The 12,066-nt window shown below is 70.8% G+C and carries 8 protein-coding genes; 3 read left to right on the top strand and 5 right to left on the bottom strand.

Features of this window, described 5'->3' with window-relative positions; translation table 11 throughout:
• Window positions 1–16 precede the first annotated feature (16 nt).
• Entirely contained in the window at window positions 17–1,945 is a 1,929-nt protein-coding gene (locus ASE15_RS05990) for a DUF4914 family protein (RefSeq protein WP_082618242.1), read from the bottom strand.
• Window positions 1,946–2,107: 162 nt separating this feature from the next.
• Between ASE15_RS05990 and ASE15_RS05995 the strand changes: the two genes are divergently transcribed.
• Both ASE15_RS05995 and valS read left to right on the top strand, forming a co-directional pair.
• A complete protein-coding gene (locus ASE15_RS05995; protein WP_056762148.1) occupies window positions 2,108–3,175 on the top strand; it encodes a hypothetical protein in 1,068 nt (355 codons plus the stop codon).
• An 85-nt stretch (window positions 3,176–3,260) separates the two neighbouring features.
• Complete coding sequence (valS, locus tag ASE15_RS06000; protein WP_082618304.1) at window positions 3,261–5,996, top strand: valine--tRNA ligase; 2,736 nt, start codon at window positions 3,261–3,263, stop codon at window positions 5,994–5,996.
• A gap of 74 nt (window positions 5,997–6,070) precedes the next feature.
• Here the strand turns inward: valS and ASE15_RS06005 are convergent, their stop codons facing one another.
• On the bottom strand, window positions 6,071–7,270 hold the full coding sequence (locus ASE15_RS06005) for a Vms1/Ankzf1 family peptidyl-tRNA hydrolase (RefSeq protein WP_056648600.1): 1,200 nt from the start codon (window positions 7,268–7,270) through the stop codon (window positions 6,071–6,073).
• Window positions 7,271–7,514: 244 nt separating this feature from the next.
• The gene (locus tag ASE15_RS06010; RefSeq protein ID WP_056762152.1) at window positions 7,515–7,868 is read right to left on the bottom strand and encodes a chorismate mutase; all 354 of its coding nucleotides are present in this window, start codon (window positions 7,866–7,868) and stop codon (window positions 7,515–7,517) included.
• 109 nt (window positions 7,869–7,977) lie between these two features.
• Here ASE15_RS06010 and ASE15_RS06015 point away from each other — a divergent pair, with 109 nt between their 5' ends.
• Window positions 7,978–9,798 (top strand): long-chain fatty acid--CoA ligase, encoded by a 1,821-nt coding sequence (locus tag ASE15_RS06015; RefSeq protein ID WP_056648596.1) that lies wholly within the window; start codon window positions 7,978–7,980, stop codon window positions 9,796–9,798.
• Window positions 9,799–9,877: 79 nt separating this feature from the next.
• Here ASE15_RS06015 and clpX read toward each other — a convergent pair whose 3' ends face one another.
• Together clpX and ASE15_RS06025 are read right to left on the bottom strand one after the other, a co-directional pair.
• Window positions 9,878–11,149 (bottom strand): ATP-dependent Clp protease ATP-binding subunit ClpX, encoded by a 1,272-nt coding sequence (gene clpX, locus ASE15_RS06020; RefSeq protein WP_056648595.1) that lies wholly within the window; start codon window positions 11,147–11,149, stop codon window positions 9,878–9,880.
• 148 nt (window positions 11,150–11,297) lie between these two features.
• Window positions 11,298–12,017: an ATP-dependent Clp protease proteolytic subunit gene (locus ASE15_RS06025; RefSeq protein WP_082608699.1), complete on the bottom strand. Its 720-nt coding sequence runs from the start codon at window positions 12,015–12,017 to the stop codon at window positions 11,298–11,300.
• Window positions 12,018–12,066 lie beyond the last annotated feature (49 nt).

The raw sequence follows: 12,066 nt of genomic DNA on the forward strand, positions 1-12,066 counted from the left end.
TCTCAGCCGGTGCTGCTCACGTGAACAGCGGCGTGAGCGCGGCGTACTCCTCGACCGAGCCGTCGCGCAGGCACACCTCGATGATCTGGCGCCCCAGGGGGTCCAGGTCGTCGGTGAGGAACTGCTGCAGCTCGCTCTTGAAGAAGTCCGTGATGATCCTGGCCCCCTCGTCGTAGGCCTCGACCCCCACCTGGGACTGCATCTCGGGTCGGAGGAACGTCGGGCGGACGAGCTGCCCGTCGATCTTCATCTCCTGGAGCGTGTAGCCGAACAGGGGGCAGCGCGAGGGCGTCAGCTCCTCGGTGCGGATCTTGCCGCCGCCGCGCCGGGCGAGGTACTCGCGCGTGAGCCACTCGGCCGCGAAGTCGACCTTGTACGCGCCGATGTGCTGGTTGGGCGTGAGCACGTAGCGGGTCCGGTCCATGTCGACGAGCTGGCGCAGCAGCAGGTTCGCGGCCGCGACCTTGGTGCCCGTCGAGAAGGGCCAGTACGAGCCGACGCCCTCGGCGACCATGCCGCCGTGGGCCAGCTTGTCGGTCGCGGTCTTGGACTCACCGATCGAGGGGTTCTTGTCCCCGCGCGGGGCGATGAGCCGCCAGATCCATGCGAGCGACGGCGGCACGATGTGCATCATGCCCATGATCCCGTAGGTCGGGTTGTCGCGGGTGCAGGCCGGCATCCGGGCACCGAAGGTCCGCACGTCGACCTCCTCGGCGCCCGTGACGTCGGTCAGGAGGTGGCGGGGCACGACCACGCGGGGGTTGGGGCAGCGCTTGCCCGTCGAGTCGAGCGTGTGCTCCCAGGGCAGCACGGTGGCGTCCGGTACGCCGTCGATGTTGAAGAAGACGAGCGGCTGGTCGGGGTGGATGCAGGCCCGCTCGAGGTGGGCGTCCTGGCCGTAGCCCGTGAGGTTGTCGACGCGTACGAACCACCCGTCCTCGGCGTCGGCGACCACCAGGCGCCCGTCGCCCGTCTGCAGGTCGACGTGGCACAGGGTCATGTCGTCCGTCACGGGGTCCAGGGCGCTCGTCTCGCCGAGGTTGATGACGTAGGGCTCGTCGGTCACGACGTTGGTGCCCAGCAGGATGCGCCCGTCCTCCTGGCGGCGGATCTCCTGGCACATCTCGGACTTGCCGCCGCCCGAGGCGCCCTCGTGCATGATCACGGTCTCGTTCTCGTAGGGGGTCGTGACCCGGACCGAGGACGCGTGCGCGGTGACCCATCCCTCCTGCTCGCCGACGTCGAGCAGGACGGAGAACACACCCTTCTTGGCGCTCGGGCCCGGGTACAGGTTGTACGCGAAGACCTCGTGCAGCGTCTCGGAGCGGTCGTGGACCACGACCTGGCGGCCCTCGAAGTGGGTGTGCCGGAACGGCGGGGCGACGTAGAGGATCGAGCGCGGCTCGAACGGGCCCAGCTCGTCGAACGTGACCCAGCCCTGCAGGTCGACCAGCGTCAGGGCGAAGAAGGCCGAGTTGACCGGGCAGATCGCGAGCGACGGGTAGCCGTGCGTGAGGCCGCCTGCCTTGAAGGGCACGACGACGAGGTCCTGACCGGCGAGCCAGTCGAGCGTCTCGGCCTTGACGGCGTCGAACTCGGCGTCGAACACGTCGCGGTAGCGCGGCTTGTCGGTCGGCAGGTCGTCGGCGATGCGCATGCAGTCCGGGTCACGGCGACGCATGTAGTCCTCGGGGTAGTTCACCGCGATGCCGTTCTTGCACCGCACGACCTCGGCCTCGGGGACGAGCGTGCCGAACACGTCGTACTCGACCGTGAAGCGCGGCCCGCCCTGGGGCCCGAGCGAGAGCTGGTAGAGCTCCTCGCGGGAGGAGGGGACGATGATGTTCGCGCACGCATCCAGGGCGGCCTGGACAGCGGGGGGAAGGACCATGCCGGCGGGAAGAGCGCCGGTGCCGTGCACGGCCACGCTGTCGGTCAGTGTCATTGCTACTCCAGGGTCGGGCCTCGCACGAAGGCGGCGGAGAGACGGGGCACACCCACGCGCGCCCATGTCTTTGCTGGAAGGTTACGAGTAGATGACCTTGTGAACCAGGGACCTTCGGCCCTTCCCGCACCCGTCAGAGGTCACCTCGGCTATCGTCGCCGGGTGATCACGCCCTCCGCAGGACAGCGGCCCCTCGACGTGCGCGCACTCGTGGAGCCCGTGGACCGCTCCGCGGTCCTCGCGGACCGCTCCCACGGGCCCGCTCGCCGCTCGGCCGCGGTCGTCGTGGCCGGCACTCTCCTCGGAGTGGTGCTGGGCGCCTTCGCGCTCTCGCTCGTGGCGGTCACGATCGGCCTCGTCCTCACCCTGATCACGCAGTGGGTGTACGGCGCCCTGGGCGTGACCCCCTCGTTCGCCCTCGTGCCGTGGCTCACCCTTCCCGCGGCCGTGGGCGTCTGCGCGCTCCTCGTCGTGGGCGTGCGCCGAGGCACCGCGCAACGGCGCGAGCGGTCCTACCGGCTGAGCCGCTTCGCCGCGGCGAACGGGCTCGACTTCACGCCCGAGACCACGGACCTGGACCGGCCCGGGTCGATCTTCCGGATCGGGGTCGACGGCGTCGTCCGTGACGTCCTGCGCACGCGGGGCCCGCACCCGGTGGAGATCGGCAGCTACACGTCCCAAGAGAACAGCACGCGCGGCGGGAGCCACTCGTGGGACTACCTGACGGTCCCGTTGGACCGCGCCCACCCGCACATCGTCCTCGAGCGACGCCGCACCCGAGGCGCGCGCGGGACCGTGGCCCCGCGCCGCCCGCTGCGCTCGCTCGACCTCACGCTCGGGAGCGGGCTCGACGAGCACGTCCGCGTCCTCGGCCCCCGGGCCGCGCAGGACGTGGCCCGGCAGATCCTGTCCGTCGAGGTCGTCATGCCCCTGCTCGGGGCTCCCGTCTCGGCCGAGATCATCGAGGACCGCTTCTACGTGTACAGCCGAAGCCCCCTGGTCACCCTCGACCCGGCGACGTGGGAGTGGCTCCTGCGACTGGTCGCGACGCTCTCGAGCGCCCTGCACGACGGGAACGGACCGAGGGCCACCGAGGCGGCGCACGAGCCTCCAGGCCCCCTGCCGTCTCCGCGCCGGGGCGACGACCGCTGGGTGGTGCGGACCCTGCTGCTGTATCCGGTCGCGGCGACCGTCGCGATCCTCGTGGCGGCACTGGCCGCCCGCGGCTGACAGCCGTACGCAGGGCACGCGCCCGGGGCGCGGCGGGGCGTACCGGGCGTCGGCCCATGCCGCCGGATCTGGGAGAATGTCGACCATGAGCTCACCCGCCGAGGGCACCACGCCCGCACCCGCCACCCCTCCCACCACCGCACCCGCCCCCGTCGAGGGCACCGAGGTCATCCGTGCCGTGGTCGGAGAGGTACCGGACAAGGTGAGCCTCGACGGCCTCGAGGCCAAGTTCGACGCCGCCTGGAAGGACCAGGGCACCTACTCGTTCGACCGCTCCAAGACCCGCGAGCAGGTCTACTCGATCGACACCCCGCCGCCCACGGTCTCGGGCTCGCTGCACGTCGGGCACGTGTTCTCCTATACGCACACCGACGTCGTCGCGCGCTTCCAGCGCATGCGCGGCCGCGAGGTCTTCTACCCCATGGGCTGGGACGACAACGGCCTGCCGACCGAGCGCCGTGTGCAGAACTACTACGGCGTGCGCTGCGACCCGACGCTGCCCTACGTCGAGGGCTACGAGCCCCCGCTCCAGGGAGCCGAGGGCAAGAGCGTCAAAGCCGCCGACCAGCAGCCCGTCTCGCGGCGCAACTTCGTCGAGCTGTGCGAGCGCCTGACGGCCGAGGACGAGGTCCAGTTCGAGGAGCTGTGGCGCCGCCTGGGCCTGTCGGTCGACTGGTCGCACCACTACCAGACCATCGGCGTGCCGGCGCGCATCGTCGCGCAGAAGGCGTTCCTGCGGAACCTCTCGCGCGGCGAGGCGTACCAGTCCGAGGCGCCGGGCCTGTGGGACGTCACGTTCCAGACGGCCGTCGCGCAGGCCGAGCTCGAGGCGCGCGACTACCCGGGCCACTTCCACAAGGTCGCGTTCCACGCCGCCGGCGGCGAGAAGGTCTACATCGAGACCACGCGCCCCGAGCTGCTCGCGGCCTGCGTCGCGCTCATCGCGCACCCCGACGACGAGCGCTACCAGGGCCTGTTCGGCACCACGGTCACGTCCCCCCTGTTCGACGTCGAGGTGCCCGTCCTGGCGCACCCCGCCGCGCAGATGGACAAGGGCGCGGGCATCGCGATGTGCTGCACGTTCGGCGACCTGACCGACGTCCAGTGGTGGCGTGAGCTGCAGCTCCCCACGCGCTCGATCATCAACCGCGACGGGCGCATCACGCGCGAGACGCCGGCGTGGCTGACGTCCGAGCGCGCGGTCGCCCTGTTCGAGGAGATCGCGGGCAAGACGACCTTCTCGGCCCGCACGGCCGTGGTCGACGCGCTGCGCGAGACCGGCGACCTGGACGGCGAGCCCGTCGCGACCCAGCGCAAGGCGAACTTCTTCGAGAAGGGCGACAAGCCCCTCGAGATCGTCACCTCGCGCCAGTGGTACATCCGCAACGGCGGGCGCGACGTGCCGCTGCGCGAGGAGCTGCTCGAGCGCGGCCGCGAGCTCAAGTTCCACCCCGAGTTCATGCAGGTGCGCTACGAGAACTGGGTGGGTGGCCTCAACGGCGACTGGCTCGTCTCGCGCCAGCGCTTCTTCGGCGTCGCCATCCCGCTGTGGTACCCCGTCCTGGAGTCGGGCGAGACCGACTTCGAGCACCCGATCGTCCCCGACGAGGCGCTCCTGCCGATCGACCCGTCCTCGGACGTCCCGGCCGGCTACACGGCCGAGCAGCGGGGCGTGCCCGGTGGGTTCGTGGGCGAGCCGGACGTCATGGACACCTGGGCCACCTCGTCGCTGACCCCGCAGATCGCGGGCGGCTGGGAGTCGGACCCGGACCTGTTCGAGCGCGTCTTCCCCATGGACCTGCGTCCCCAGGGCCAGGACATCATCCGCACGTGGCTCTTCTCCACGGTGGTCCGCTCGCACCTCGAGCACGGCTCGCTCCCGTGGACCAACGCCGCGATCTCGGGCTGGATCCTGGACCCCGACCGCAAGAAGATGTCCAAGTCCAAGGGCAACGTGGTGACGCCCATGGGCCTGCTCGAGGAGCACGGATCGGACGCGGTCCGCTACTGGGCCGCCTCGGCCCGCCTGGGCACCGATGCGGCGTTCGAGGTCGGCCAGATGAAGATCGGCCGCCGCCTCGCGATCAAGGTCCTCAACGCGTCCAAGTTCGCGCTGTCGTTCGGCGGCAGCGAGATCACGCTCGACCCGGCCCTCGTGACCGAGCCGATCGACCGGGCGATGCTCGCGGGCCTGGCCGACGTCGTGGACCGCGCGACCGAGGCTCTCGAGAGCTACGACCACACGCGCGCCCTGGAGCTCTCGGAGACGTTCTTCTGGACGTTCTGCGACGACTACCTCGAGCTCGTCAAGGACCGCGCCTACGGCGCCGGAGCCGGGCCCGACGACGTCACGCCCGAGACGCAGTCTGCTCGCGTCGCGCTCGCCCTGGCTCTCGACACCCTGCTGCGTCTGTTCGCGCCGTACCTGCCGTTCGCCACCGAAGAGGTGTGGTCGTGGTGGCGCACGGGCTCGGTGCACCGCGCACCGTGGCCCACGTCCGCAGGTCTTCGTGCAGGTGCGGGCGACGCCGACCCCGTGGTCCTGACGGGGGCCGGTCACGCGCTGGCCGCGCTGCGCAAGGTCAAGTCCGAGGCCAAGGTGTCCATGCGCACCCCGATCCTCGCGGCCGAGCTCGCCGTCCCGGCCGCCGCGATCGAGGGCGTCCGGGCGGCCGAGGTCGACATCCGCGGCGCCGGCCGCGTGACCGGGTCGTTCGACGTCGTCGAGGCGAGCGAGGGCCAGGGCGACCCGGCCGTCCAGGGCGGGATCGTCGTCGTGCACTCGGAGCTCGGTGAGCCCGAGGTGCGCAACCGCGGCTGACGCCGCCGAGCAGCATGACGCAGGGCCCCGACCGCACGTGCGGTCGGGGCCCTGCGTCGTCCGTCAGACCGAGGTCACACGATCTCTCCCCGGAGCCTCTTGTCGTCGCCCGACATGGTCGCGGCGACCTCGTTGGGCGTCCCGTCGTCGTTCCACCGCAGCGTGGCCCCGACGCCCTCGATGAGGTCGACGCTGCCGTCGGGTGAGAACGTGAGCCCAGCGTCCTGGCCGATCGCCGCGCGGACCAGAGCCACCGTCGCGGGCAGCTCCTCGATCCCCTCGCTCACGCCCAGGTCCGTGATGTCCGAGCGCGCGGAGCCGATGTGCAGCGGGCTCGGCCCGATCCACAGCGTGCGCCCGTCGAGCTCGGTGTCCTGGCCGTACTCGTCGGCCAGGATGAGCTCCTTGACCTGTCCGCGCGACAGGACGGCGACCACGTCCTCGAGCGAGGTCACCGCGGCGGCCTCGCGACCCTGCTCCTGGCGGAACTCCGCGAGCACGGACTCACGGCGCCGCTCGCGGAAGCTCGCGAGCGCGTCCGCGACCTTGGCCTCGAACGCCGCCTCGTTGATGCCGGGCCCGCGACCGCCGCCCGCGACCTCGACCACGAGCTCGTCGGTGGCCTTGTTGAGGGCGGCGCGCACGAGCGGGACCGCCCGGACGTCGCCCGTGATGAGGATCAGCTCGGGGCGGTGCTCGAGGACCTGCCGGTCGAGCTCGGTCGCGACGGCCTCGGCGTTGCGGTCCCACGAGTCCTCGGCGCGTGTCTCGATGCGCTTGTGCGAGAGACCACCGGTACGGACCTTGTTGATGACGTCGTGCCCACCCTCGACGGACTCGGCGTCGCCGTAGGGCAGGTGCCCGCCGGCGACCGACCAGGTGATGTCCGCCCCCTGGCGGTCGACCACGACGCGGACGTAGTCCACGGACTCGTCGGCCGCCCGGGCGGCCTGCAACAGCGCGGGGACGGGGCCCCAGAGCCCCTTGGTCACGGCGGGCGGGTCCTTCAGCACGCGGTCGACGAGGACCCCCTCCTCGTCGGCGATGAGGACGCGGCCGTGCGGTCCGGGCATCCTCGTGGGCAGGGTGACGGACTCCTCGAGCTCGTCGATGATGCTTGCCGGCGCTCCCGCGTTCGCGAGGGCCCGGCGCACGCCCTTCCACCGGTTCTCGACCTCGCGATCACCCGCCTCGTTGGAACGCGTCGCGTCGAGGTAGACGGTCGCGAAGGGGCCGGGGTGGCCGAGCAGGGGCTTGAGCCAGTCGATCTTCATGCAGGCACCTCTAGACATCCATCGTCGGAGGGACGGTCGGAGGCCGACCGCCCCGATGTCCTCACCAGCCTGGTGCACGGGCACGGCGACCGCCACCGGGGGCGCGGCTTCGTCGCCCGGGACCGGGCAGGGGCTGCGGTCGCGCCCGGGCAGGGGCTGCGGCCACGCCCCCGGTGGCGCGCAGCCGACGGACGCACCCCGTCCGACGCGTGCCTCAGGACGCCTCAGGAACCTTCACGGAGCCTCAGGAGTACGTGTCGAGCACGGGCGCCTCGCCCTGGTGCGCCTCGGCGATGCTGCGGTGGTGGCGGATGACCTCGCTCACGATGAACTCGCGGAACTGCTCGGCGAACGCCGGGTCGAGTCCCGAGGCCTCGGCGATGCCGGTCAGGCGGTCGATCTGCTGCTGGTCCCTTGCGGGGTCCGCGGGCGGGAGTCCACCCTGGGCCTTGAGCTCGCCCACGCGGCGGGTGAACTTGAAGCGCTCGGCGAGGAGGTGGACCAGCGCAGCGTCGATGTTGTCGATGCTCTGGCGGAGGGTGAGGATCTCGGGGGGCACGGGCGGCACCTGGGTGCCGTCGGCGTGGGGCTCGGTCATCCGTCGATCCTAGGCACCTGCGAGCCCGCCGGAGCACGGCCGGAAGAACATGAGACGCCGAGTACACAGTAAAGTCGGTCCTTGCCCCACCACTCACCGGAGAGTAGACATGACCGAATTCGCGTCGCCGAGCCTCGTCGAGGTACCGGCCACCAGCAGCATCAGCACCCTTCTCACAGACCGCGCGGAGCGGTCCGGTGACGACGCGGTGATCGAGCGACGCCTCACGCAGGGCGGCCCCTGGCAGCCCGTCACGGCCCGCGCCTTCGACGACGAGGTGATCGCGGTCGCCCGCGGCCTGGTCGCGCGCGGTGTCGCCGCGGGAGACCGCGTCGCGATCATGTCGCGCACCCGCTACGAGTGGACGCTGCTCGACTTCGCGATCTGGGCCGCGGGCGCCGTCCCCATCCCGGTCTACGAGACGTCCTCGGCCGACCAGGTCGAGTGGATCCTGTCGGACTCCGAGGTGAGCCTCGTCGTGGTCGAGACGTCCGCGCACGCGCAGGTCGTGGCGAGCGTCCGCGAGCGGCTCCCGCTCCTCCGGGACGTCCTGGTGCTCGACGACGGCGCGGTCGCCGACCTGCAGGCCGCCGGTTCCGCGGTCGAGCGCACCGAGATCGACGCGCGCCGCGCGGCCACGGGCCGCGACGACCTCGCGACCATCATCTACACCTCGGGGGCCACGGGACGCCCCAAGGGTGTCGAGCTCACGCACCTGAACTTCGTGCACCTCGCCCGCAACGGGGTCCAGGGCCTCGGCGAGATCGTCGCGACGCCCGACGCCCGCACGCTCCTGTTCCTGCCCCTGGCGCACGTGTTCGCGCGCTTCATCCAGGTCGTGTGCATCGCGTCGCCCACCGCGGTCCTCGCGCACTCTGCGGACATCAAGCAGCTCGTGCCGGACCTGGGCACGTACAAGCCGACGTTCCTCCTCGCGGTCCCCCGCGTGTTCGAGAAGGTCTACAACGCGGCCGAGCAGAAGGCCGGCGCGGGCGCCAAGCGCCGCATCTTCCACTGGGCCGCGAAGGTCGCCATCACGTACTCGCGCGCCCTGGACAAGCCGTCCGGCCCCTCGGTCGTGCTCAAGGCTCAGCACGCGGTGGCCGACCGACTGGTGTTCGCCACGATGCGCGCCGCGCTGGGCGGCGACCTCACGCACTCGATCTCGGGCGGGGCCCCGCTCGGCGAGCGCCTGGGCCACTTCTTCCGCGGGGTCGGCCTGACGATCCTCGAGGGCTACGGCCTCACCGAGACCACGGCACCGACCGCGGTGAACCTGCCCGGCCTGCTCAAGATCGGCACGGTGGGCCCGGCGTTCCCCGGCACCGCGATCAAGGTCGACCCCGACGGCGAGCTGCTCGTCCGGGGCGACCACGTCTTCCGCGGGTACCACAACCAGCCCGACCTGACCGCCGAGGTGCTCCAGGACGGCTGGTTCCGTACGGGCGACCTCGCCTCGATCGACACGGACGGCTACCTGCGGATCACGGGGCGCAAGAAGGAGATCATCGTGACCGCGGGCGGCAAGAACGTCGCCCCTGCCCAGCTCGAGGACCGCTTGCGCGCCCACCCGCTCGTGAGCCAGGTCGTCGTGGTCGGCGACCAGCGTCCGTTCATCGGCGCCCTGGTCACGCTCGACCCCGAGATGCTCCCGGGGTGGCTCTCGACGCACGGTCTGCCGTCCATGGACGTCGCGACCGCCGCCGCGGACCCCACGGTCCTCGCGGCCCTCGACCGCGCCGTGACCCGCGCCAACGAGGCCGTCTCGCGGGCCGAGTCGATCCGCAAGATCCAGGTGCTGACGACCGACTTCACCGAGCACAACGGGTACCTGACCCCGTCGCTCAAGGTCAAGCGCGGACTGGTCCTCAAGGACTTCTCGACCACGATCGACGACCTGTACGGGTCGCAGGTGTCGGTCGAGGCCTGACGACGGTCCCTGCCGCACGGCAAAGGGCCCGGACCGTGAGGTCCGGGCCCTTCGTCGTGCGTCAGGAGTGCGGCGCCGGCTAGGCGCTCCGCTCGCGCGGGGCCCGCTTGATCGCCGTGCGCGGGATCAGCGTGGGGTTCACGTTGTCGAGCACGGCCTCGCGCGTGATGACCACGCGCTCGACGTCGTCACGGCTCGGGACGTCGAACATGACCTGCTGGAGGACCTCTTCCATGATCGCGCGCAGCCCACGGGCACCGGTCCCCCGGAGGAGGGCCTGGTCCGCGATGGCCGCGATCGCGTCGTCCTCGAACTCGAGCTCGACGCCGTCGATCTGGAACATGCGCTGGTACTGCTTGACCAGGGCGTTGCGCGGCTCGGTCAGGATGCGCACCAGCGCGTCGGTGTCGAGCTTGGCGACCGACGTGATGATGGGCAGTCGACCGATGAACTCCGGGATGAGCCCGTACTTCTGCAGGTCCTCGGGACGGACCTCGGCGAAGAGGTCCGCTTCCTCGTGCGTGTCCATGGGGGCACCGAACCCGACGCCGCGCTTGCGCGAGCGGGTCGCGACGATCTCGTCGAGCCCGGCGAACGCGCCGGCCACGATGAACAGGACGTTCGTCGTGTCGATCTGGATGAACTCCTGGTGCGGGTGCTTGCGCCCGCCCTGGGGCGGCACCGAGGCCGTGGTGCCCTCGATGATCTTCAGCAGGGCCTGCTGGACGCCCTCTCCCGACACGTCGCGCGTGATCGAGGGGTTTTCCGACTTGCGGGCGACCTTGTCGACCTCGTCGATGTAGATGATGCCCGTCTCGGCCTTCTTGACGTCGTAGTCGGCGGCCTGGATGAGCTTGAGGAGGATGTTCTCCACGTCCTCGCCGACGTAGCCGGCCTCGGTGAGCGCCGTGGCGTCCGCGATCGCGAAGGGCACGTTGAGCATCTTCGCGAGCGTCTGGGCAAGGTAGGTCTTGCCGGTCCCCGTGGGGCCGATCAGCAGGATGTTGGACTTGGCGATCTCCACCTGGGAGTCGTCCGACGGACGGGCCGTCTCGCCTGCCTGGATCCGCTTGTAGTGGTTGTACACGGCGACGGCCAACGCTCGCTTGGCGGCGTCCTGGCCGATGATGTACTGCTCGAGGAAGTCGAAGATCTCGCGCGGCTTGGGGAGCTCGACGAGCCCCAGCTCGGCCGCTTCCGACAGCTCTTCCTCGATGATCTCGTTGCAGAGCTCGATGCACTCGTCGCAGATGTACACGCCGGGACCCGCGATGAGCTTCTTGACCTGCTTCTGGGACTTACCGCAGAAGGAACACTTCAGCAGGTCCGCACCATCTCCGATCCGAGCCACTACGAGCCTCCTAGCCTCGGTCTTGCTGCTCCGCCGGTGTCGATGACCCGGCGGTCCGGACGGCACCTGCCGACCTACACCCCATTGCACACCACCGGGGGCCCGTTGTCAGCCGGGCACCCCGGTGGGTCGGGAGGAATTGTCCCGATCAGGGCTTGTTCTGGATGACCGGCTTGCGGCTCTCCAGGACCTGGTCGACCAGGCCGTACTCCAGGGCCTGCTTGGCCGTGAGGATCTTGTCGCGCTCGATGTCCTCACGGACCTGCTCGACGTCGCGACCCGAGTGCATGGCCAGCGTGTCCTCGAGCCACTCGCGCATGCGGATGAGCTCGTTCGCGTGGATCTCGATGTCCGAGGCCTGCGCGTAGCCGCCGCCCTCCATCGCGGGCTGGTGGATCAGCACGCGGGCGTTGGGGAGCGCGAGGCGCTTGCCGGGCTGGCCCGCCGCGAGCAGCACCGCAGCGGCCGAGGCCGCCTGTCCCAGGCACACGGTCTGGATCTGCGGCTTGATGTACTGCATGGTGTCGTACAGCGCCGTCATGGCCGTGAACGAGCCACCGGGCGAGTTGATGTAGAGGATGATGTCGCGGTCGGGGTCCTGGCTCTCCAGGACCAGGAGCTGCGCCATGACGTCGTCGGCCGAGGCGTCGTCGACCTGGACACCCAGGAAGATGATGCGGTCCTCGAACAGCTTGGTGTAGGGGTCCTGGCGCTTGAAGCCGTAGGCCGTGCGCTCCTCGAACTGCGGGAGCACGTAGCGCGAGGACGGTGCGCCGTGCGGGAGCGCGATGCCGCCGCCTGCGCCGGCGCCCGCGAGGCGCTGAGCGGTCGAGATGTACTGCGATTCCTGGCTGGCTGAGTAGCTCAAGGTGTCTCCTCGGGTGGGGTCGTGGACGTGTGGGCGGGTTGTCGGCGAG

Source organism: Oerskovia sp. Root22 (assembly GCF_001429135.1).
GTDB classification, from domain to species: Bacteria; Actinomycetota; Actinomycetes; order Actinomycetales; family Cellulomonadaceae; genus Oerskovia; species Oerskovia enterophila.

What these genes read in the sequence shown, in the direction of transcription:
- valS (WP_082618304.1), top strand. Translation starts at nt 3,261, where the DNA reads ATGAGCTCACCCGCCGAGGGCACCACGCCCGCACCCGCCACCCCTCCC.
- ASE15_RS05990 (WP_082618242.1), bottom strand. Translation starts at nt 1,945, where the DNA reads ATGACACTGACCGACAGCGTGGCCGTGCACGGCACCGGCGCTCTTCCC.
- ASE15_RS06015 (WP_056648596.1), top strand. Translation starts at nt 7,978, where the DNA reads ATGACCGAATTCGCGTCGCCGAGCCTCGTCGAGGTACCGGCCACCAGC.
- ASE15_RS06010 (WP_056762152.1), bottom strand. Translation starts at nt 7,868, where the DNA reads ATGACCGAGCCCCACGCCGACGGCACCCAGGTGCCGCCCGTGCCCCCC.
- ASE15_RS06005 (WP_056648600.1), bottom strand. Translation starts at nt 7,270, where the DNA reads ATGAAGATCGACTGGCTCAAGCCCCTGCTCGGCCACCCCGGCCCCTTC.